Consider the following 20,739-nt stretch of genomic DNA (forward strand, 5'->3'; position numbering starts at 1 on the left):
TTCGCGTGTCGGAAGGTCTCTGGATCGCGATAGCGGTCGTCGCAGTTCTCGTTGTCACCGCCCTCGTCGTCGGATTCGTCCGCTACCGGCGCAGCCGCATCTCGCTGTCCGCGCCGGAGGAGACCCCCAAGCTGGATCGCTCCGGCGGCTACACGGCGTCGTCGGGCATCACGTTCAGCAGTTCAGACACCGCGGAGAAGCTACCGACCGTCGGCGACGACGCTGAGATCCCGCGTGACTCGCGCAAACGCACCATCGCCGATGTCCAGCTGCCCGAGCCCGAAGTCGTGGCCGAGCCGGAACCCGACGTCGTGGTGGCACCTGAGCCGACCGCGGCGCCGGAACCTGAGGTAGCGCCGGAGCCGGCGCCCGAGGCAGCGCCCGAGCCGGAGCCGGCACCCGAGGCCGCCCCGCGCGACGAGATCGCCCCCACCGCAGGCCGGTTGGAGCGGCTGCGCGGCCGCCTGGCCAAGTCGCAGACCACCTTGGGCCGCAGCATGCTGGGCCTGCTGGGCGGCGGTGACCTGGATGAGGACGCCTGGGAGTCCATCGAAGACACCCTGCTGATCGCCGATCTGGGTCCGGTCACCACCGCGTCGGTCGTCACCGCGCTGCGCAGCCGGATGGCCGAGGCCAACGTGCGCACCGAGGCCGATGTCCGAGCGGTACTGCGTGAGGTGTTGATCAACGAACTGCGGACCGACCTGGACCGGTCGATCAAGGCGCTGCCGCACGCCGACAAGCCGTCGGTGCTGCTGGTGGTCGGGGTCAACGGAGCGGGCAAGACCACGACCGTCGGCAAGCTGGCCCGCGTGCTGGTCGCCGACGGCCGCCGCGTCGTGCTGGGCGCGGCCGACACCTTCCGCGCCGCGGCCGCCGATCAGTTGCAGAGCTGGGGCTCCCGCGTCGGTGCCGACACCGTGCGCGGACCCGAAGGCGCGGACCCGGCCTCCGTGGCGTTCGACGCCGTCGACAAGGGCGTCGCAGCGGGTGCTGACGTCGTCGTGGTCGACACGGCGGGCCGGCTGCACACCAAGACCGGCCTGATGGACGAGCTGGGCAAGGTCAAGCGCGTCGTCGAGAAGCGCGCCAAGGTCGACGAGGTGCTGCTGGTGCTCGACGCCACCATCGGCCAGAACAGCCTGCCGCAGGCCCGCGTCTTCGCCGAGGTGGTCGACATCACCGGCGTGGTGCTCACCAAGCTCGATGGCACCGCCAAGGGTGGCATCGTGTTCCGGGTGCAGCAGGAGCTCGGGGTGCCGGTCAAACTCGTCGGGCTCGGCGAGGGGCCGGACGACTTGGCGCCCTTCGAGCCGGCCGCCTTCGTCGACGCCCTCCTGGGGTAACCGACCTTCCGCGAGAGGACGCAAATGTCCCCGACACCTCGGCGTGTCGGGGACATTTTCATCTCCTCACAAGGTAGGCGAGGCCTGACGAAGAGGGCATTAACCGCACCGAAACGTAACTGGTCGATCCGTTCACACATGCGAAACGCCCGCGCGCCGTCGGCGAAACAACCGATGCGCAAAGTTCTGGCCTAGGTCATTGGCATCTGCCCGTGACATGGGTTAAGGAGGAAGCGGCCAGTGGATGGATTCCCGATCTTGGGCACGCCGGACACCGGTGACACAGCATGGATGCTGGTGAGCTCAGCGCTAGTGCTGCTGATGACACCGGGTCTGGCGTTCTTCTACGGCGGCATGGTGCGCCGTAAGGGCGTGCTCAACATGATCATGATGAGCGTCAGTGCCATGGGTGTCGTCACCGTGTTGTGGGTGCTGTTCGGCTACTCGATGGCATTCGGCAATGACAAATGGAGCATCGTCGGTGATCCCTCGCAGTACTGGGGACTCAAGGGCCTGATCGGCGGCAACTCGCTGGTTTCGCACCTGCCCGCGGGAACCACTGCGGCAGTGCAGATTCCGCTCGCCGGGACCATCCCGCAGCTGGTGTTCGTGGCGTTCCAGTTGATGTTCGCCATCATCACCGTCGCACTGATCTCGGGTGCCGTCGCTGACCGCCTCAAGTTCGGCGGCTGGCTGCTGTTCGCGGGGCTGTGGGCGACGTTCGTCTACTTCCCGGTCGCGCACTGGGTGTTCGCCTTCGACGGCATCACCGCCACGCACGGTGGCTGGATCGCCAACCACCTCAAGGCAATCGACTTCGCCGGTGGTACCGCGGTGCACATCAACTCCGGTACCGCGGGCCTGGTTCTGGCCATCATCCTCGGCAAGCGCGCCGGGTGGCCCACCGCTCCGATGCGGCCGCACAACCTGCCGTTCGTCATGCTCGGCGCCGGCCTGCTGTGGTTCGGCTGGTACGGCTTCAACGCCGGTTCGGCACTGACCTCTGACGGCGTCGCCGCGTCGACGTTCATCACCACCACCGTGGCGACCGCAGCCGCGATGCTGTTCTGGCTGCTGACGGAAAAGATTCGCGACGGTCACGCCACCTCCCTGGGTGCGGCGTCGGGCATCGTGGCCGGCCTGGTGGCCATCACCCCGTCCTGCTCGTCGGTCAACGTCGTCGGTGCGCTGGCGATCGGTGCGGGCGCCGGTGTGGTTTGTGCGCTGGCGGTCGGCCTGAAGTTCAAGTTCGGCTTCGACGACGCGCTCGACGTTGTGGGCGTGCACCTCGTCGGTGGTCTGTTCGGCACCCTGATGGTCGGCCTGGTGGCCACCAAGGAGGCTCCGGCGGCTGTTGCGGGTCTGTTCTACGGCGGCGGGTTCGACCAGCTTTGGCGCCAGGCTGTCGGTGCGTTCGCGGTGCTTGGCTACTCGGCGATCGTTACCGCTATCTTGGCCTTGATCGTCAAGTACACCATCGGCCTGCGCCTCGACCGCGAGGACGAGGCCACGGGTATCGACGAGGCCGAACACGCGGAAACCGCTTATGAATTCGCGTGATCGGGAAGGATTTACGGTGACATCCACGGGTTTCGCGGTTATTTGGAAGGAATTGATCAAATGAAGTTGATCACGGCGATCGTCAAGCCGTTCACGCTCGAAGACGTCAAGACCGGCTTGGAGCAGATGGGCATCCTCGGGATGACCGTCAGCGAGGTGCAGGGCTACGGGCGGCAGAAGGGCCACACCGAGGTCTACCGCGGCGCTGAGTACTCAGTGGACTTCGTGCCCAAGGTGCGGGTCGAGGTCATCGTCGACGACTCATCGGTGGACAAGGTCGTGGATGTCATCGTGCAGGCCGCGCGGACCGGCAAGATCGGTGACGGCAAGGTGTGGGTCACCTCCGTCGAAACCGTCGTGCGAGTCCGTACGGGTGAACGGGGCAGCGACGCCATCTGACGGCGGCTGACCACCAGATGACCATGCAGACACCAGATTCCGCTGCCGGGGCCGACGATACTTCGGTTTCGCAGGCTTCGGCAGCGGGATCACCCCGTCCGGCGAGCGACCTGAGCGCTGCCGTCGAGCAATTGCTGGCCGGCGGCGCGCGCCGTCTCGATTCGGCAGCGCTGCGCGAGGCACTGGTTGATCTGTACGAATTCTGGCTTGCCGCAAAGGCAACCGAGATCGGCATCACCGAGACCAGTGGATTCGCCATCGTGGCGACCGGTGGTCTCGGCCGGCGGGAAATGCTGCCGTACTCAGACCTGGATTTGATGCTCTTGCACGACGATCTACCGCAGGCCCTCGTGACCGAGGTCGCCGAGGCGCTGTGGTACCCGCTGTGGGACGCCAACATTCACCTCGACCACAGCGTCCGGACCGTGCCGCAGGCACTCAAGACCGCGGCCGGTGACGTCTCTGCGGGACTGGCCATGCTTGATGCGCGGCACATCGCCGGTGATTCCGATCTGGCGTCCCTGTTGGTCGGCGGTGCCCGGCGGCAGTGGCGGACCGGGATCGCATCCCGTTTCACCGAATTGATCGAGCATGCGGCGGCGCGGTGGGAACGTTCCGGTCAGATCGCACACCGCGCCGAACCGGATCTGAAGAACGGCCGTGGCGGCCTGCGTGATGTGCAGCTGCTCAACGCGCTGGCCATGGCGCAATTGGCCGATGTCTACCCGAGTCCTTCGGTGGCCTCACCGATCGGCACCTTGGGTGACGCCCACCTCGCACTGCTCAACGTCCGCACCGAGCTCCATCGCGTCTCTCACAAGGGCCGCGAGATGGTGCTCGCCCAGTACGCCGACGAGGTCGGCGCCGCGCTGGGCATCGGTGACCGCTTCGATCTGGCGCGGATGATCAGCGACGCCGCACGCACCATCAGCTTCTACGTGGACGCCGGCGTGCGTACCGCGGGGAATGCCCTGCCGCGCAGGGGCTTTGCCGCACTCAAGCGACCGGTACGGCGACCGCTGGACGAAGGCGTGCTGGAGTTCGGCGGCGAGGTCATCCTGGCCCGGGACGCCAAGCCGCAGCGTGACCCGGGCCTGATTCTGCGAGTGGCCGCGGCTGCCGCCACCAACGGACTGCCCATCGCGGCGTCGACGCTGGCGCGGCTGGTCGAATCGGCACCCGAGCTGCGGGCACCGTGGCCGAAAGAAGCGCTCAACGACCTGCTCGTGATGCTGGCGGCCGGGCCGGGTGCGGTGGCCACCGTGGAGGCACTCGACCGGACCGGGTTGTGGGGCCGGCTGTTCCCCGAGTGGGGCGCGATCCGTGACCTCCCGCCGCGTGACGTCGTGCACATCTGGACCGTCGATCGCCACTTGATCGAAACCGTCTCCCGGGCAAGTGCTTTCACCACCCGGGTGGACAGGCCCGATCTGCTGGTGCTGGGTGCGCTGCTGCACGACATCGGCAAGGGGCGGGGCGGCGATCACAGTGTGATCGGCGCTGAACTGGCCAACCAGATCGGCATCCGGCTGGGCCTGTGGCCCGGCGATATCGAGGTGCTGGTCAAGATGGTGCGCTATCACCTGCTGCTGCCGGAGACCGCAACGCGTCGAGACCTGCAGGACCCCAACACCATTGCCGCGGTGGTCGACGCGCTCGGCGGCGATCCGCTGCTACTGGAACTGCTGCACGCGCTGGCCGAGGCGGATTCACTGGCCACCGGCCCCGGCGTGTGGGGCGACTGGAAGGCTTCCTTGATCGGCGATCTGGTCCGGCGGTGCCGGTTGGTGCTGGCGGGGGAGGACCTGCCGCATCCCGATCCCATTGATCCGCAACTGCTTTCGCGTGCCGACCCGAGCGGTGTCCACGTGGAGCTCACGGCGGCGGACAGTGCGCACCTGTTCAACGTCACGATGCTCGCTCCGGACCGGCGCGGCCTGCTGTCCAAGGCGGCCGGAGTGCTGGCCCTGCATTCACTGCGGGTCCATTCGGCGTCGGTCAACAGCCACGAGGGGCTGGCGATCAACACCTTCGTGGTGTCGCCGCATTTCGGCTCGCCGCCGGCTGCCGAACTACTGCGTCAGCAGTTCATCCTGGCGCTCGACGGTGAACTGGACGTGATCGCCGCGCTGGAGCAGCGCGACGCGGAAACACCGGCGCCGACCCGGCGGGCCGGTGAGATTCCGGCAGCCGTGCCGGGTTATCACACGATCGCGCCACCCCGCGTGCGGTGGTTCGCCGGATCATCGGCCGGCGAACTGGTCGTACAGATTCGCAGCGCCGACCGGCCCGGCCTGCTCGCCCGCCTGGCCGCTGTGGTCGAGCGCAAGGGCGTGGACGTCTCCTGGGCCAAGGTGACGACGCTGGGCGCGACCGTCGTCGACGCCTTCGGGCTGCTGGTTCCCGAGGCCTTCACGGCCGCCGAGGCCAGGACTGCGTTCGAACAGGATCTGTACGCAGTGCTGCCTGCCCCGCCACCGGTCAAGCCCGCAACAGCCGCCAGCTGACACCAGGTCAGCCCGCGCTGACCGTCACCCAGGTGTTGTTGACGGCCGCCGTCCCGGTGAATGGGTCCACCAACGCCGGATCGTGCAGGTCGTTCACGTTGGCACCGGGCAGGGTATTGGCATGGTGCCAGCCGGTGTCGGTGTGTCCCCAGCCGTGCGGCACCGCCACGGTGCCCGGCCGGATATCGTCGCTGATGTCGAGCGGCACTTCGATCTGTCCTGTCTCCGAGGTGACCCGGACGAGGTCACCTTGAGCGAGCCGGCGCGCATCAGCGTCGGAGGGATGCATCAGCACCGTGCACTTGTTGGAGCCACCGGTCATCGACGGCAGATTGTGCAGCCAGGAGTTGTTGCTGCGCAGTTGGCGCCGTCCGATGAGCTGCAGATCGTGGCCGGAGTTCTCGGTATTGTCCGGCGCCTTGTCGAGTAGTTGGACGGCGGCGGCGACGAACTCCGCGGGCGCCAGGGCGACCTTGCGGTCGCGGGTGGCGATCACCGTGCGGAGCCGCGGTTGCAGTGGGCCGAGGTCCAGGCCGCCGGCGCTGGAGCGTAGATCGCCGATGGTTTTTCCCTTGCGGCCCTTGCGGATTCGGCCGTAAGGGCCGGTTGCCAGCGCTACCGCGGCCATTCGCATGGGGTTGGCGAACTCGATCAGCGGGGTGCGCAGCGGCGCGGTGAGCTGCCGCAGTGGAGCCGGGAGCAGTTCCATGGTCAGGCGACTGAGGATTTCCCAGTCCTCCAGGGCGCCGGCGGGCGGGTCGAAGGTCCGGTGTTGATAGCGAATGTTGTTGCGCACGCTGAAGATCGTGGTCAGCAACCCGACGTCTTCGCGCTCGAGCGGTGACACCGGCGGCAGGATGAAGTCCGCGTGCCGGGTGGTCTCGGTGACGTACATGTCCACTGCCACATACAGATCCAGCGATGCCAGGGCCTCGCCTAGCCGGCCCTTCTGCGGGACGGAGGACGCCGGGTTGCCGGCATAGGTGATCATCGCGCGAATCTGGCCGTCGCCAGGGGTGAGGATTTCGTCGGCCATCACGACGGCGGGCAACTCGGCGCGGAAGGACTGGTAGCGGCCGGACCGGTCGGTCCACGCCCCGTGTCCCACCGGGACGTACTTGGCCAGCCGTGGCAGGTCCGCGATCGGCGTGGAGAACATGGTGCCGCCCGCGCGGTCCAGGTTGCCGGTGATCGTGTTGAGCACCATTACCAGCCAGCTCACCAGGGTTCCGGTCTGCTGCTGGCAGATCCCGATCCGGGCGTAGATGGCTGCCGATTCCGCGGCCGCATGCTCGCGGGCCAGGGTGCGGATCACCTCCGCGTCCACCCCGGCACGCTGTGCGACGGCCTCCGGGCCGGCATCGGCGACCAATGCCTTCAGCTCGTGCCATCCCGTCGCAATCTCATCGAGAGCCGCTGTATCGCAGAGGTTTTCATTGATCAGTACGTGCAGCATGCCCAGCAGCAGGTACGCGTCGCCGCCGGGGCGTACCGACACATGCTGGTCGGCCATCTGGGCGGTCTCGGTCCGGCGGGGGTCGATGACGACGACCTTGCCTCCGCGCTCGCGGATCGCTTTGATGCGGCGTTTGGCGCCCGGCATGATCGACAGCGAACCGTTCGACACCGCGGGGTTGGCGCCGAGGATCACCAGGCGCTGGGTTCGGTCGATATCGGTGATCGGGACCAGGACGTTGGAGCCGAAGACCCGCCACGCGGCATATTCGTGGGGCATCTGGTCGAGGGTGGACGCCGAGAAGAAGTTCGGGGTCAGCAGGGCCGCCCGCAACATCAGCCCGTAGAACGCGCCCGAACTGTGCGCTGCCGGGTTGCCCAGGTACATCCCCACCGATCGGGCCCCGTGTTCCTTGCGGATGCGGCGCAGTCGGTCCCCGATCTCGGTGAACGCCTCGTCCCAACTGACCGGCTCGAAGCTGTCGCCGACCCGCCGCATCGGGGTGCGCAGCCGGTCGGGGTCGTGATGCAGGGCGCCCATGGCGGTGGCCTTGGGGCAGATGTAGCCCTTCGAGAAGACGTCGTCGGGGTTGCCCTCGATGCGGCTGACCTTGCCATCGGTCACCGTGACGTGGATTCCGCAGTGCGCCTCACACAGCGTGCACTGGCTGATGTGCTTCGTACCGGCCATGCCGTCCGTAGAGCTGCGCACTTCGGGCAGGGGAACGTCGATCGCAGTCATGCGGCCTCCAGGCGATATCTGGCTACGTGCGTGACCAGATTAGCGCCGACGGTCACTCCAGGCCAGAGCTGGCCGACCGCTAGGCTTAGCCACGTGTTTGAATCCCTGTCCGACCGGTTGACCGGTGCGCTGTCGGGTCTGCGCGGCAAGGGCCGGCTGACCGACGCCGATATCGACGCCACCGCCCGCGAAATCCGTCTGGCCCTGCTCGAGGCCGACGTGTCGCTGGCGGTCACGCGCGAATTCATCGGCCGGATCAAGGAACGCGCCAAGGGCGCTGAAGTCTCCGGTGCGCTGAACCCGGCTCAGCAGGTCGTCAAGATCGTCAACGAGGAGCTCGTCGGCATCCTCGGTGGTGAGACGCGTCAGCTGGCATTCGCCAAGACCCCGCCGACCGTCATCATGCTGGCCGGTCTGCAGGGTTCCGGTAAGACCACCCTCGCCGGCAAGCTGTCGAAATGGCTTGCCGAGCAAGGGCATACCCCGCTGCTGGTGGCCTGCGACCTGCAACGCCCCGGCGCGGTCAACCAGCTGCAGATCGTCGGTGAGCGGGCGGGCGTCAGCGTCTTCGCCCCGCACCCGGGCGTCTCGCCCGACGGGGTGAGCATCGACCAGATGACCACCGGCGACCCGGTGTCGGTTGCCGCCGCGGGTCTGGCCGAGGCCAAGGCCAAGCACTTCGACGTCGTGATCGTCGACACCGCCGGCCGCCTCGGTATCGACGAGGAACTGATGGCCCAGGCCGCCGCGATCCGCGACGCCGTCAAGCCTGACGAGACCCTGTTCGTCCTCGACGCGATGATCGGTCAGGACGCCGTCACCACCGCCAACGCCTTCCGCGAAGGCGTCGGCTTCACCGGTGTCGTGCTGACCAAGCTGGACGGCGACGCCCGTGGTGGTGCCGCGCTGTCGGTGCGTGAGGTCACCGGCGCGCCGATCCTGTTCGCCTCCGCCGGCGAGAAACTCGAAGACTTCGACGTCTTCCACCCCGACCGCATGGCGTCGCGCATCCTCGGCATGGGTGACGTGCTCACCCTCATCGAGCAGGCCGAGCAGGTCTTCGACCAGAAGAAGGCCGAAGAAGCCGCCGCCAAGATCGGTTCGGGCGAGCTCACGCTGGAGGACTTCCTCGAGCAGATGCTGATGATCCGCAAGATGGGTCCCATCGGAAACCTGCTGGGCATGCTGCCCGGTGCCGGCCAGATGAAGGAAGCCCTGGCAGCTGTCGACGACAGCCACCTGGACCGGATTCAGGCCATCATCCGCGGTATGACCCCCGGCGAGCGGTCCGACCCGAAGATCATCAACGCCTCACGGCGACTGCGCATCGCGAACGGCTCCGGCGTCACCGTGGCCGAGGTCAACCAGCTGGTCGACCGCTTCTTCGAGGCCCGCAAGATGATGTCGCAGATGGCCGGCCAGATGGGAATGCCGTTCGGCCGCAAGAACACTCGTAAGGTCGCCAAGGGCAAGAACAAGCAGGCGGGCAAGGGCAAGAAGGGCGGTCGCGGGCCGACGGCGCCGAAGGCGGCGGCCAACCCGTTCGGCCTGGACCCGAGCGCACTGCCCGGTGGTTTCCCGGATCTGTCGAACATGCCGCAGGGGCTGAACGAGTTGCCGCCGGGGCTTGCCGATTTCGATCTGTCGCAGCTGAAGTTCCCGAAGAAGTAGTCCGGTGAACCTGCACATTCGCGGTCGGGGCCTGCCCGGCGGCGAAGAGGTGCAGTGGTGGATACACGACGGAGTGCTGTCGGCTGAACCGGTAGCCGGTGCCGAGACGATCTTCGACGGTGGCTGGATCATCCCCGGTCTGGTCGACGCGCACTGCCACGTCGGCCTCGGGCCGGGTGGCGCCGTCGAACTCGACGAGGCCGAGCGCCAGGCCCAGACCGAGCGCCAGGCCGGTGCGCTGCTCCTGCGCGACGCCGGCTCGCCGGTGGACACCCGAGGCTTCGACGATCGCGACGACCTGCCCCGGATCATCCGGGCGGGCCGGCACCTGGCCCGGCCCAAGCGTTATATGCCGGGGCTCCCGATCGACATCGAGGACGAGTCGCAGCTGCCGCAGTACGTCGCCGAGCAAGCCCGCCGCGGGGACGGCTGGGTCAAGCTCGTCGGGGACTGGATCGACCGGGGAGTGGGCGACCTGGCGCCGCTGTGGTCCGACGACGTCCTCAAAGACGCCATCGACGCCGCCCACGCCAACGGCGCCCGGGTCACAGCGCACGTGTTCGGGGAGGAGGCGCTGCCGGGGCTCATCAACGCCGGCATCGACTGCATCGAGCACGGCACCGGCATCACCGACGACATCATCGAGCTGATGCTGGCCCACGGCACAGCGCTGGTGCCGACCCTGATCAACATCGAGAACTTCCCCGGCATCGCGGAGAAGGCAACCAAGTTTCCGGCGTACGCCAAGCACATGCGCGATCTGTATGCGACGTGCCCGCAGCGGGTCGGTGCCGCGCACGAGGCCGGGGTGCCCATCTATGCGGGCACCGACGCCGGCGGCATGATCGCCCACGGCCGGATCGCCGACGAGGTCGCGGCCCTGCGCCGCGTGGGTCTGAGCCCGACGGAAGCCCTGGGGGCGGCCAGCTGGGATGCCCGAAAATGGTTGGGGCGTCCGGCACTGGAGCACGGCGCCTCGGCCGATCTGGTCTGCTACGCCGACGATCCGCGGTTGCCGGGCGTGCTCGACCACCCCGCGCTGGTGATCCTGCGCGGCCGGGTCTACTGACTCAGGTGTATTGGCTGAATCCCCAGTCCAGCAGCTGCCGTGCCTGGGGGTAGAGATCGCCGGTGCCGAACATCTGCACCACGACCAGCCGGTGGTTCCCCCGTTGCGCAGCGCCGACGTACGTCTTGCGGGCCCGGTCCGTGTAGCCCGTCTTGCCGGCGAAATCGCCGGGGTATCCGGTCAACAGCTCGTTCTGGCTGGTGAGAGTCCGGCCAGGGAACTGCGCCGACGGCTGCCGGAAGATCTCGGCGATCACCGGATAGGTCAGCGCCGCCCGGTAGATCACCCCGAGGTCGCGCGGTGTGGTGATCGATTCCCAGCCGGGTCCGTCGAGACCGGACGGCGAGCCCGCACGGGTGCTGCGGGCACCGAGTGCGGCGGCCTTGCGGTTCATGGCCGCCACCGTGACGCGTTGCCCGCCCAGCATGTCCGCCAGCATGTTCGCGGCGTCATTGCCCGACACCATGAGCAGGGCGTCCAGCAGCTGCCGCGCGGAGTACACCTGGCCGGGCTTGAGCCCGACGCACGAGCACTCCACCTTGGTGTGTGACTCGTTGGCCCGTCCCAGCGCATCGGGTCGCAGGTTGTCCAGTACGACCATGGCCAGCAGTGGCTTGATGGTGCTGGCCGGTGCGTACGAGCCGCCCGGGTCCTGCGAGGCCAGCACCTGACCGGTATCGAGGTCGGCGACCAACCAGGCCTTGGCCGGACCGTTCGCCAATGCCTGTGCGCCCGTGGGCTGCCCGGTGGGTTCGGCCCGCGCGATGGGAGTTGCGATCGGCGCCGCTAGTAACGCGCTGAGGGCCAGCGCGGTCGCCGTGAACAGTCTGCGCACGAGCGCCGACGCTACGGACGCCAGGCTGCGATCAGCTCGCGCCGAGATTCCGGTCGGGTATCGGTTACCCGTGTATTTCCCGTCGCTCCGCTCGCCTACAGCGAACCGACGCTGACCGAGCGGTCCTGCGCGAAGCCCCAGTCCAGTAGTGCGGAGGCTTGATCCCAATAGGTCGGTCCGCCTTCGTGGACCATGCCGTACATCATCGCGATGACCAGTCGGTGGCCACCGCGGTCGGCGGCGGCGACGTAGGTCTTCTTGGCGGCGTCGGTGAATCCGGTCTTGCCGCCGATGGTGCCCGGGTAGCGCTGCAGCAGCTGGTTTTCGTTGACGATCTGCTCGTTGCCGTTCTTGCCCGGGAATGTCGCGGCGGGCTGCGCGGTGATCTGCGCGAAGTAGGGGTTGGCCATGGCGGCGCGGAAGATGATGGCCAGGTCGCGCGGTGTGGTCCAGCCCGACCCACCGGCACCGTCCAGACCGGACGGAGTGGCGGCATGGGTGTCGACGGCACCGATGGAGGCGGCCTTCGCGTTCATCTTGGCGACCGCGGCGTCGTAGCCGCCGATCATGTCCGCCAGGGCGTTGGCGGCGTCGTTGCCCGAGGCCAGCAGCACCGCGTCCAGCAGTTGGCGGGCGGTGTAGACGTGCCCGGGGACGATGCCGACGCAGTTGCACTCGACCTGCGTGTCGGCGACGGTGCCGACGACGGTCGCGTCGAGGCTCGGCAACTCACCGAGCGCGGTCAGCGCCAGCAGCGTCTTGATGGTGCTGGCGGGCGGATGCCGCAGGTCCATGTCGCGGCCGGCGAGAATCTGGCCCGAATCCATGTCGGCGACGATCCAGGCCGGGGCCGGTCCCGCCGGAATCGGCATGGTGCCGGCCGACTGGATGTCGGGGTCAGCGGCCGCGATCGGCGGCGCGACGAGGAACACGAGCGTCAGGGCCGCCATGACGGCGGTTACGAACCTTCCCATGGGGCCAGCAGCCTACTGGCCGAACCTGGACGGTGCCGCCCGGACAGTTGTCCGGTGGTGTTCAATCGGAGCATGCTGAGCCTCGAGGAGATCTCGGACCGTCTGGAAATCCAACAACTGCTGGTCGCGTACTCGACGGCCATCGACACCCGCCGATTCGATGATCTGGCCCAGGTTTTCACGCCCGACGCCTACATCGACTACCGCGCGATGGGCGGCATCGACGGGCATTTCCCCGAGGTCAAGGACTGGTTGTCCCAGGTGCTGCCGAATTTCCCGGCATATGCGCACATGCTCGGCAACTTCGACGTCACCATCACCGGCGACACCGCCAAATCGCGCACCATCTGTTTCAACCCGATGGTGCTGCCTGCTGCGAATGCGGACACGCAGAGCCAGGTGCTGTTCTGCGGCCTCTGGTACGAAGACGAGTTCCTCCGCACGGCCGAGGGCTGGCGCATGACGCGCCGCGTCGAGACCAAGTGCTTCGACCGCGTCGTCTGACGCCGAGCGGCCAGTTGTGACACAGAATCCTCGCGAAACCGTGTGATGAGTGGCCAGCCGGCGGGGGTGGGGCAGGATTTGGGCCGGTCGCGGCTGCTCTGGCAGAATGATCGGCTGTCTGTCCGCGACTCGTTCAATGCGCCGCGCGGCAGTCACACACGTGAGGCAAGACCGGACCGGGCAATCCGCCTGCGTCGCTGAATTGCAGCGTGGCAATCATCAGGAGAAGTGCAGAACATGGCTGTCAAGATCAAGCTCACCCGGCTTGGCAAGATCCGCAACCCCCAGTACCGCATCATCGTCGCCGACGCGCGCACCCGCCGCGACGGCCGCGCCATCGAGGTCATCGGCCGGTACCACCCGAAGGAAGAGCCGAGCCTGATCGAGATCGATTCGGAGCGCGCGCAGTACTGGCTGGGCGTCGGCGCACAGCCGACCGAGCCGGTCGCCGCCCTGCTGAAGATCACGGGTGACTGGCAGAAGTTCAAGGGCCTGCCGGGCGCCGAGGGCACCCTGAAGGTCAAGGAGCCCAAGCCCTCCAAGCTGGACCTGTTCAACGCCGCGCTGGCCAACGCCGACGCCGCCCACGGTGGCGAGGCCGTGACGCTGAAGAAGCGCAAGGACAAGAAGGAAGAGGCAGCTGAGGCTGCCGCCGAGACCGAGGCTGCTGAGGCCACCGAGGCCGAGGCCGAAGCGCCCGCCGAATGAGCAGCGTCGTCGTCGACGCCGTAGAGCACCTCGTCCGCGGAATCGTCGACAACCCTGACGATGTCCGGGTCGACATGGTGACCAGCCGCCGTGGTCGCACCGTCGAGGTGCACGTGCACCCCGACGACCTGGGCAAGGTCATCGGGCGCGGCGGCCGTACGGCCACTGCGCTGCGGACTCTGGTCGCCGGTATCGGTGGCCGGGGTATCCGCGTCGACGTGGTGGACACCGACCAATAAATATGGACCTCGTGGTCGGCCGCGTCGTCAAGGCGCACGGCATCAGCGGCGAGGTAGTCGTCGAAGTACGTACCGATGATCCCGGCGAGCGTTTCTCGCCGGGATCATCGCTGCGTGGCAAGCCGGGAGCCCGGAATCCCGGTCCCGAACGCACCTTCGTCGTCGAAACGGCGCGCGAGCACGGTGGCCGAATGTTGGTGCGCCTGCAAGGCGTGGCCGACCGCAACGCGGCAGATGCGTTGCGCGGCACCCTGTTTCTGGTGGACTCCGCCAGCCTGCCGCCCATCGACGAGCCCGACGAGTTCTACGATCACCAACTCGAGGGCCTCAAGGTCCGTACCGTCGACGGCGTCGATATCGGTGTGGTGACCGAGGTGCTGCATACCCCGGGTGGCGAATTGCTTTCCATCCGAACGGAATCCGGTGCCGAGGTGCTGGTGCCGTTCGTCACCCACATGGTGCCGACGGTGTCGCTGGCCGACGGTCTGGTGGAGATCGATCCGCCCGACGGTCTGCTCGAGTTGGACTGACACTCATGCGGATTGACGTCGTCACCATTTTCCCGGCGTATCTCGATGCGTTGCAGCAGTCGTTGCCGGGCAAGGCGATCGCCAATGGCACAGTGCAACTCGGTGTCCACGACCTGCGGAACTGGACGCACGACGTGCACAAGTCGGTGGATGATTCCCCGTACGGCGGCGGGCCCGGCATGGTGATGAAAGCGCCGATCTGGGGCGCCGCCCTCGATGAAATCTGTACGCCGGAAACGGTTTTGGTGGTCCCGACGCCGGCAGGCCGGTTGTTCACCCAGGAGCACGCGCACCGCTGGACGGGCGAGCAGCATTTGGTGTTCGCCTGCGGCCGCTACGAGGGCATCGACCAGCGGGTCGCCGACGATGCGGCCAAACGGATGCGGGTCGAAGAGGTGTCGATCGGTGATTACGTGCTGCCCGGTGGTGAATCCGCTGCGCTCGTGATGATCGAAGCTGTGGTGCGGTTACTGCCCGACGTGCTGGGCAATCCGGTGTCGCACCAAGATGATTCGCATTCCGCGCACGTCGGGGGAGTGCTGGAGGGGCCGAGCTACACCCGGCCGCCGGTCTGGCGTGACCTCGAGGTGCCTCCGGTGCTGCTGTCGGGGGACCATGCCAGGGTGGCTGCCTGGCGCCGCGAGCAGGGGCTGCAGCGGACGCGGGAGCGCCGCCCGGACCTGCTGTCCGACTAACTGATCTAGCTGATCCGCCCGCTCGGGAACATCGTCTTGACGGCATTGGTGATCGTGGTGCGTGCCGTGGCGTCATCGGTGGGTTGCAACGAGCCGATTGCCATGACGTAGCGGCGGTCGGCGCCGACCACGCCGGTGGACATGTGCATCCAGTTGTTGCCGTTCCACTCCGGCATCCAGCCCTGCTTCACCGCAACCGGTTCGCCGTACAGGCCGTCGGGAATGCCGAAGCGCTGCGGGTAGCCGTCGGCGCCCGACGGCGTGGACGCGGCCAGGTTCGCCAGGATGATGCTGGCCCGCTCCGGGGGCAATCCGCCGGTGCCGTTCAGCAACTGGTCGTAGTAGTGCACCAGGTCGGTGGTGGTGCTCATGGTGTTCCACCACTTGCCGTCGTAGGGCACCGACGTCCCGGTCAGCCCGTAGCGGGCCGCGACGCGGCTGACGACGCTGTTGCCGCCGCTGCGGTTCCAGAAGACCTCGGCCGCGGAATCGTCGGACGACCGCAGCATGGTGTCGAGCGACTGGCGGTCGGCGGCGGTGAGCTCGATCTGGCCCTTGGCCTCCTGCAGTAGCAGGTCGTCGGCGATGAACAGCTTGGCGACCGACGCGATGGGCATGGCGGACTTGTTGCCGGTGGCGATCAGCTGGCCGGTGTCTCGATCGAGCACCGCGGCGCTGATGGACGCGCCGGCTGCCGCGGCATCGGTGGTGGCACTACGTTCGCGGGCGTCGAGTCCCGCCAGGGCCGCGGCGGGTTCGACGGCCGGGGCCTCCGGCATCTCCAGCGCGGTGACGACCGGCACGACGGTCAGCGCGATCCGGTTCGGCGGCGCAGCCCCGTAGACCTTCGCCTCGCAACCGGCTGTGAGCATCACCGTTGCCGTGGCAGCGGTGATGGTCAGCAGCTTCAACTGCTGCGGGCGCATGGGTCTCCTAGCATCACGATGGATAAAATTCTGGTTGTTCAGCCTAACGGGTAAAGCTGTGTTGGGTGTGACGTCTGTGACCGTGCCGCCTGTGATGTCTGCTGCATCGGCCCCGATGGGGTCACGATTTCGTCACCCGGCGGCCGTCTGGCACAATTGAGCAGTTGTCCGCGCTGGGCGCGGGGTCGGCGTCTGTTTCGGATGTGTCCCCGCCCGCTGCGGCATACGCCCAAGTACGTCCGTAAAGAGAATGGCTTTTCCGCCGCGCCGCATGGCGTCCGGCGGATGTGGCCCGCGAGTTAGCAAGGAAGTGTCACCGATGAAAACGCTGGACTTCGTCGACCAGGCGTCGCTGCGCGACGACATCCCGGCCTTCAACGCCGGCGACACCCTCAACGTCCACGTCAAGGTCATCGAGGGCAACAAGCACCGCATCCAGGTGTTCAAGGGTGTCGTGCTCCGTCGTCAGGGTGGCGGCATCGGCGAGACCTTCACCGTCCGCAAGGAGAGCTACGGCGTCGGCGTCGAGCGGACCTTCCCGGTGCACTCGCCCAACATCGACCACATCGACGTCGTCACCCGCGGTGACGTCCGTCGCGCCAAGCTGTACTACCTGCGCGAACTCCGTGGCAAGAAGGCCAAGATCAAGGAAAAGCGCTGAGTCTGTCCGGCGATTCTTCCGCCGAACTGACTAGCCTGGTGCCGTGACCGGCCCAAGCGAAGACAGCAGCACCCCGGACAGTCCGACGACGGACGACGCCGACACGACAGCGACCGCCGACGCGGCTGGCACGGCCGATGAGGCCGACGAAAAGCCGAAGTCGAAGCTGGCCGCGCTGCGCGAAGGCGTCGTCCTCGTCGTCACCGCGGTGCTGCTGTACTACCTCGTGCTGACGTTCGTCGCGCGGCCGTACCTGATTCCGTCGGAGTCCATGGAGCCCACGCTGCATGGCTGCAGCGGCTGCGTGGGTGACCGGATCATGGTCGACAAGCTGACCTACCGGTTCGGCACGCCCGAGCCCGGCGACGTCGTGGTCTTCAAGGGCCCGCCGAACTGGAACATCAGCTACAAGTCGATCCGTTCGGACAACCCGACCATGCGCTGGATCCAGAACGCGCTCTCGGTGGTCGGCTTCGTGCCGCCCGATGAGAACGATCTGGTGAAGCGCGTCATCGCGGTCGGTGGTCAAACGGTGCAGTGCCGGAACTCGACCGGTTTGACGGTCGACGGCAAGAAGCTCACCGAGCCGTACCTGGACCCGGCGACCATGATGGTCGACCCGGCGACCGACCCCTGCCTCGGCAACGAGTTCGGCCCGGTGAAGGTGCCGGACGGACGGCTCTGGGTGATGGGGGACAATCGCACTCACTCGGCCGATTCGCGCGCCCACTGCACGAACACGCCGGCCGACGCCATCAACGCGCTGATGTGCACCGGAGACCCGACCGCGGGCACGGTGCCGGTTGCCAATGTCATCGGGAAGGCCCGGTTCATCGCGTGGCCGCCGTCGCGCTGGGGCGGTGTGATCACGGTCAATCCGCAGACCGGTCAATAGGTTCTTCGGTGCCTGTTTGGCCACCTCGCACGGTGATCCGCAAGTCCGCGGGCCTGCGCACCCTGGAGTCCGCGCTGTACCGCGGCGGGCTGGGGCCGGTGGCCGGGGTCGACGAGGTCGGCCGCGGGGCCTGTGCCGGTCCGCTCGTCGTCGCGGCCTGTGTGTTGGGGCCGAATAGGCTGGAAAGCCTGGCGGCCCTTGATGATTCGAAGAAGCTGAACGAAGCCGAACGGGAACGTCTGTTCCCGTTGATCCGGCGCTACGCGCTGGCGTACCACGTGGTGTTCATCCCGTCGGTCGAGGTGGACCGGCGTGGGGTGCACATCGCGAACATCGAAGGCATGCGCCGCGCCGTCGCGGGCCTGCCCACGCGGCCGGGCTATGTGCTCTCCGACGGGTTCCGGGTGCCGGGCCTGCCGGTGCCGTCGCTGCCGGTGGTCAGCGGGGACGCCGCAGCCGCGTGCATCGCCGCGGCCAGCGTGCTGGCCAAGGTCAGCCGCGACCGCCTGATGGTGGAGATGGACGCCGTACATCCCGGCTACGGGTTCGCGGTCCACAAGGGGTACAGCACTGCCGCGCACACCGCGGCGCTGGCCGAGCTGGGCCCGTGCCCCGAGCACCGGTTCTCGTTCGCCAATGTGCGCAAGCTGGCTGCCAACCCGGCGATAGGGCAGCGCTGCCGATCCGGGTAGGGAAAAATGGGAACTAGTCGCCAATCCGAACAAGACATGGCTCTGCAAAACCAAGTAAACAGAAGGACCGCTGACCTGATGAGTCTGTGCCGATGAGTGCCGAGGATCTCGAGAAGTATGAAACCGAGATGGAGCTCTCGCTGTACCGCGAGTACAAGGACATCGTCGGGCAGTTCAGCTACGTCGTGGAGACCGAACGCCGCTTCTACCTGGCCAACAGCGTCGAGCTGATCCCGCGCAACGCCGACGGCGAGGTCTACTTCGAGCTGCGCCTGGCGGACGCCTGGGTCTGGGACATGTACCGGCCGGCGCGGTTCGTCAAGCAGGTCCGGGTCATCACCTTCAAAGATGTCAACATCGAAGAGGTCGAGAAGCCCGAACTGCGCCTGCCCGAATAACCCGTGTCGACCATCGGCGAGCTGTTCGCCGTCATCGACCTGGCCGGCGTCCTGACCAACGCGATCCTGGGCGGCATCGTCGCCCGCGACGAGCGCATGGACCCGATCGGCTTCCTGACCCTGGCACTGCTGTCCGGGCTCGGCGGCGGCATCATCCGCGACACCCTGCTGCAACACGGACCGCCGGTGGCGCTCACCGACTTTCGCTATGCGCTGTGCGCGGTGATCGGTGCGGTGATCGCCTTCCTGATGCCGATCGGCGGCCGCGGCTGGCAAGCGGTGTTTCCGTACGTGGACGCGTTGGCGCTCGGTTGTTGGGCGACCGCCGGCGCACAGAAGACACTGGCGCTGGGCCTCGGCTGGGTGCCTGCGCTGCTGCTTGGCACCATCACCGCGGTCGGTGGTGGCGCGCTGCGCGACATCACGACGCATCGGGTGCCGCAGATTTTCGGCGGCACCACGCTCTATGCGACGAGCGCGCTGGCGGCCAGCGCGGTGGTCACCGGGTTCTGGTACGTCGGGCTTGCGGAGCCCGGCGTCCTCGTGGGCACCGCGGTCGGCGCGGGGTTGTGCCTCATCTCCCGTCGCCGTGGCTGGCAGCTCTGGGGTGGGCTGTCCTGGGAATACCGCTTCGCCCGTAAACCGGGGCAGCGGGTGCCGCACATCTCGGTGCGGATGTTGCGCGACGATGCCGGCGGCACCGTCGATGAGGGTCAGCGGTAGCGCAGCTCCAGGCGCCGGTGCCGGCGCACCATGAGGCTGGGCACCCATTCGGCGTCGGCCAGCTCGAACCAGTTGGTGGCCTCGAGCAGTGTGGTGATCCCGATGCGGGCTTCCGTGCGGGCCAGTGCCGCACCGACGCAGAAGTGCAGGCCTTTCCCGAACGCCAGGTGATTGCGTAGGTTCGGCCGGTCCAGCTGCAGCTGGTCGGGGTCGTCGAACGCGGCCGGGTCGCGGTTGGCCGAGCCCCAGAGCAGCAGCAGGTGACCGTCTTTGGGCAACGGCACACCGGCCAGCGTGGTGTCGGTCCGGATGTGCCGGTGATGGTTGCGGAACGGCGACTCCAGCCGCAGTGTCTCCTCCAGCAGAGCGGGCACCAGTTGCGGGTCGTTTCGCACCTGTTCCTGGACGTCGGGCTGGGTCGCGAGCAGTCGGGCTGCGTTGCCCATCAACCCGGCCGTGGATTCGCCGCCGGCACCGACCAGCTGAATGAGCATCAGCACTGCCACCTCGGTTGCGATGGCGCCGTCGGCGACCGCGCGGGCGAGGTCGCCGAGCAGGTCGTCGCCGGGGTCCGCCTGGGCTTCGGCGAACTTGGTGTACAGATAGCCGGCGAGTTGCGTCGACGTCTCGACCGCGGTGCCGATGTGCTCGAGATCGAAGACGCCGCTGAGCAGTTCGGTGCTGCCGTAGCCCCACTGCACCAGCTGCGGCACGTCGTCGTCGGGCAGGCCGATGAGCCTGGCCACCAACGTCATCGGCAGTCGGTCGCCGATTGCGGACATCCACTCGATGCGGCCGTCCACTGCCGCGTCGAGCCAGAGTTGACGGGCGATGTCGGCGATCGCCGGCTCGAGGGCCCGGATCCGTTTGGCCACCAGGGCCGGCAGCACCAGTTTGCGTTCGTGCGCGTGGCGCGGGTCGTCGCCGGTGGCGAGGACATGTCCCGCGGTGTCGACGCCGCCCATGTCGAAGGTCGACGCTTGGGTCCCCTGAGTCACCAGTGTGGCGGTCAGGTTTGAGGAGAAGTCCTCCGGGCGGCTGACGGCCTCCTGCACGGCATCCCACGTGGTGGCCAGGTAGAAATCTGTGCCGGCCACCCGGTGCACCGGACCGGCGACCCGCAGTTGCGCATAACAGGCATACGGATCGTCCAGCGTGGACAGGCTGAGCAGATCTGAAACTAGTTGCACGCCTTGAGTTTTGGTTGCCG

21 protein-coding genes are annotated in these 20,739 nt (G+C 67.5%); 16 read left to right on the forward strand and 5 right to left on the reverse strand.

Features of this window, described 5'->3' with window-relative positions:
• Positions 1 to 5 precede the first annotated feature (5 nt).
• From ftsY to A7G45_RS27160, 4 genes are all read left to right on the forward strand, one after another.
• On the forward strand, positions 6 to 1,346 hold the full coding sequence (ftsY, locus tag A7G45_RS27145; RefSeq protein WP_260941442.1) for a signal recognition particle-docking protein FtsY: 1,341 nt from the start codon (positions 6 to 8) through the stop codon (positions 1,344 to 1,346).
• A gap of 240 nt (positions 1,347 to 1,586) precedes the next feature.
• The gene (locus A7G45_RS27150; protein ID WP_260941443.1) at positions 1,587 to 2,906 is read left to right on the forward strand and encodes an ammonium transporter; all 1,320 of its coding nucleotides are present in this window, start codon (positions 1,587 to 1,589) and stop codon (positions 2,904 to 2,906) included.
• A gap of 60 nt (positions 2,907 to 2,966) precedes the next feature.
• Positions 2,967 to 3,305, forward strand: a complete 339-nt coding sequence (locus tag A7G45_RS27155) for a P-II family nitrogen regulator (protein ID WP_043393419.1) — start codon at positions 2,967 to 2,969, stop codon at positions 3,303 to 3,305.
• A 17-nt stretch (positions 3,306 to 3,322) separates the two neighbouring features.
• Positions 3,323 to 5,812 (forward strand): [protein-PII] uridylyltransferase, encoded by a 2,490-nt coding sequence (locus A7G45_RS27160; RefSeq protein ID WP_260941444.1) that lies wholly within the window; start codon positions 3,323 to 3,325, stop codon positions 5,810 to 5,812.
• Between the two features lie 7 nt (positions 5,813 to 5,819).
• Here A7G45_RS27160 and A7G45_RS27165 read toward each other — a convergent pair whose 3' ends face one another.
• Positions 5,820 to 7,958, reverse strand: coding sequence for a molybdopterin-dependent oxidoreductase (locus tag A7G45_RS27165; protein WP_260941569.1), 2,139 nt, complete (start codon positions 7,956 to 7,958; stop codon positions 5,820 to 5,822).
• A gap of 144 nt (positions 7,959 to 8,102) precedes the next feature.
• Here A7G45_RS27165 and ffh point away from each other — a divergent pair, with 144 nt between their 5' ends.
• Both ffh and A7G45_RS27175 read left to right on the forward strand, forming a co-directional pair.
• Positions 8,103 to 9,680, forward strand: coding sequence for a signal recognition particle protein (ffh, locus tag A7G45_RS27170; protein WP_043393425.1), 1,578 nt, complete (start codon positions 8,103 to 8,105; stop codon positions 9,678 to 9,680).
• Positions 9,681 to 9,684: 4 nt separating this feature from the next.
• On the forward strand, positions 9,685 to 10,749 hold the full coding sequence (locus A7G45_RS27175) for a metal-dependent hydrolase family protein (RefSeq protein ID WP_260941445.1): 1,065 nt from the start codon (positions 9,685 to 9,687) through the stop codon (positions 10,747 to 10,749).
• Between the two features lies 1 nt (position 10,750).
• Here the strand turns inward: A7G45_RS27175 and A7G45_RS27180 are convergent, their stop codons facing one another.
• Positions 10,751 to 11,584, reverse strand: a complete 834-nt coding sequence (locus A7G45_RS27180) for a D-alanyl-D-alanine carboxypeptidase family protein (protein ID WP_260941446.1) — start codon at positions 11,582 to 11,584, stop codon at positions 10,751 to 10,753.
• A 95-nt stretch (positions 11,585 to 11,679) separates the two neighbouring features.
• On the reverse strand, positions 11,680 to 12,558 hold the full coding sequence (locus A7G45_RS27185; RefSeq protein ID WP_276555663.1) for a D-alanyl-D-alanine carboxypeptidase family protein: 879 nt from the start codon (positions 12,556 to 12,558) through the stop codon (positions 11,680 to 11,682).
• 72 nt (positions 12,559 to 12,630) lie between these two features.
• Here A7G45_RS27185 and A7G45_RS27190 point away from each other — a divergent pair, with 72 nt between their 5' ends.
• The 5 genes from A7G45_RS27190 (at position 12,631) to trmD (ending at position 15,234) form a co-directional block, all read left to right on the forward strand.
• On the forward strand, positions 12,631 to 13,062 hold the full coding sequence (locus A7G45_RS27190) for a nuclear transport factor 2 family protein (RefSeq protein ID WP_043393937.1): 432 nt from the start codon (positions 12,631 to 12,633) through the stop codon (positions 13,060 to 13,062).
• A 237-nt stretch (positions 13,063 to 13,299) separates the two neighbouring features.
• Positions 13,300 to 13,770, forward strand: a complete 471-nt coding sequence (gene rpsP / locus A7G45_RS27195; protein WP_260941447.1) for a 30S ribosomal protein S16 — start codon at positions 13,300 to 13,302, stop codon at positions 13,768 to 13,770.
• Positions 13,767 to 14,009 (forward strand): RNA-binding protein, encoded by a 243-nt coding sequence (locus A7G45_RS27200; protein ID WP_003881089.1) that lies wholly within the window; start codon positions 13,767 to 13,769, stop codon positions 14,007 to 14,009. Before rpsP ends, A7G45_RS27200 begins: the two co-directional genes overlap by 4 nt.
• Positions 14,010 to 14,011: 2 nt before the next feature.
• Positions 14,012 to 14,539, forward strand: coding sequence for a ribosome maturation factor RimM (gene rimM, locus A7G45_RS27205; protein WP_260941448.1), 528 nt, complete (start codon positions 14,012 to 14,014; stop codon positions 14,537 to 14,539).
• A 5-nt stretch (positions 14,540 to 14,544) separates the two neighbouring features.
• A complete protein-coding gene (gene trmD, locus A7G45_RS27210; RefSeq protein ID WP_260941449.1) occupies positions 14,545 to 15,234 on the forward strand; it encodes a tRNA (guanosine(37)-N1)-methyltransferase TrmD in 690 nt (229 codons plus the stop codon).
• A gap of 5 nt (positions 15,235 to 15,239) precedes the next feature.
• Here trmD and A7G45_RS27215 read toward each other — a convergent pair whose 3' ends face one another.
• On the reverse strand, positions 15,240 to 16,160 hold the full coding sequence (locus tag A7G45_RS27215; RefSeq protein ID WP_260941450.1) for a serine hydrolase: 921 nt from the start codon (positions 16,158 to 16,160) through the stop codon (positions 15,240 to 15,242).
• 319 nt (positions 16,161 to 16,479) lie between these two features.
• On the opposite strand from A7G45_RS27215, the gene rplS reads away from it, so the two are divergent.
• The 5 genes from rplS to A7G45_RS27240 all read left to right on the forward strand — a co-directional run bounded on the left by rplS (position 16,480) and on the right by A7G45_RS27240 (position 19,529).
• Positions 16,480 to 16,821 (forward strand): 50S ribosomal protein L19, encoded by a 342-nt coding sequence (rplS, locus tag A7G45_RS27220; RefSeq protein ID WP_043393441.1) that lies wholly within the window; start codon positions 16,480 to 16,482, stop codon positions 16,819 to 16,821.
• 43 nt (positions 16,822 to 16,864) lie between these two features.
• Positions 16,865 to 17,716 (forward strand): signal peptidase I, encoded by an 852-nt coding sequence (gene lepB / locus A7G45_RS27225; protein ID WP_043393442.1) that lies wholly within the window; start codon positions 16,865 to 16,867, stop codon positions 17,714 to 17,716.
• 8 nt (positions 17,717 to 17,724) lie between these two features.
• Positions 17,725 to 18,408, forward strand: coding sequence for a ribonuclease HII (locus tag A7G45_RS27230; protein WP_260941451.1), 684 nt, complete (start codon positions 17,725 to 17,727; stop codon positions 18,406 to 18,408).
• A 92-nt stretch (positions 18,409 to 18,500) separates the two neighbouring features.
• Positions 18,501 to 18,806 carry a DUF2469 domain-containing protein gene (locus tag A7G45_RS27235; RefSeq protein WP_003893809.1) on the forward strand — a complete coding sequence of 102 codons (306 nt, stop codon included), beginning with the start codon at positions 18,501 to 18,503 and terminating at the stop codon, positions 18,804 to 18,806.
• Positions 18,807 to 18,809: 3 nt separating this feature from the next.
• Positions 18,810 to 19,529, forward strand: a complete 720-nt coding sequence (locus tag A7G45_RS27240) for a trimeric intracellular cation channel family protein (protein ID WP_260941452.1) — start codon at positions 18,810 to 18,812, stop codon at positions 19,527 to 19,529.
• Here the strand turns inward: A7G45_RS27240 and A7G45_RS27245 are convergent.
• Positions 19,520 to 20,719, reverse strand: a complete 1,200-nt coding sequence (locus tag A7G45_RS27245) for a cytochrome P450 (RefSeq protein WP_260941453.1) — start codon at positions 20,717 to 20,719, stop codon at positions 19,520 to 19,522. The genes A7G45_RS27240 and A7G45_RS27245 overlap by 10 nt on opposite strands.
• Positions 20,720 to 20,739 lie beyond the last annotated feature (20 nt).

This window comes from Mycolicibacterium llatzerense, from assembly GCF_025331195.1.
Lineage (GTDB): Bacteria > Actinomycetota > Actinomycetes > Mycobacteriales > Mycobacteriaceae > Mycobacterium > Mycobacterium llatzerense.

Excerpts from the sequence above, each read along its gene's own strand:
- rpsP (WP_260941447.1), top strand. The coding sequence starts at position 13,300 with ATGGCTGTCAAGATCAAGCTCACCCGGCTTGGCAAGATCCGCAACCCC.
- rimM (WP_260941448.1), top strand. The coding sequence starts at position 14,012 with ATGGACCTCGTGGTCGGCCGCGTCGTCAAGGCGCACGGCATCAGCGGC.
- A7G45_RS27235 (WP_003893809.1), top strand. The coding sequence starts at position 18,501 with ATGAGTGCCGAGGATCTCGAGAAGTATGAAACCGAGATGGAGCTCTCG.
- trmD (WP_260941449.1), top strand. The coding sequence starts at position 14,545 with ATGCGGATTGACGTCGTCACCATTTTCCCGGCGTATCTCGATGCGTTG.
- A7G45_RS27190 (WP_043393937.1), top strand. The coding sequence starts at position 12,631 with ATGCTGAGCCTCGAGGAGATCTCGGACCGTCTGGAAATCCAACAACTG.
- A7G45_RS27200 (WP_003881089.1), top strand. The coding sequence starts at position 13,767 with ATGAGCAGCGTCGTCGTCGACGCCGTAGAGCACCTCGTCCGCGGAATC.
- A7G45_RS27215 (WP_260941450.1), bottom strand. The coding sequence starts at position 16,160 with ATGCGCCCGCAGCAGTTGAAGCTGCTGACCATCACCGCTGCCACGGCA.
- A7G45_RS27165 (WP_260941569.1), bottom strand. The coding sequence starts at position 7,958 with ATGGCCGGTACGAAGCACATCAGCCAGTGCACGCTGTGTGAGGCGCAC.
- rplS (WP_043393441.1), top strand. The coding sequence starts at position 16,480 with ATGAAAACGCTGGACTTCGTCGACCAGGCGTCGCTGCGCGACGACATC.
- A7G45_RS27155 (WP_043393419.1), top strand. The coding sequence starts at position 2,967 with ATGAAGTTGATCACGGCGATCGTCAAGCCGTTCACGCTCGAAGACGTC.
- A7G45_RS27185 (WP_276555663.1), bottom strand. The coding sequence starts at position 12,558 with ATGGGAAGGTTCGTAACCGCCGTCATGGCGGCCCTGACGCTCGTGTTC.
- A7G45_RS27160 (WP_260941444.1), top strand. The coding sequence starts at position 3,323 with ATGACCATGCAGACACCAGATTCCGCTGCCGGGGCCGACGATACTTCG.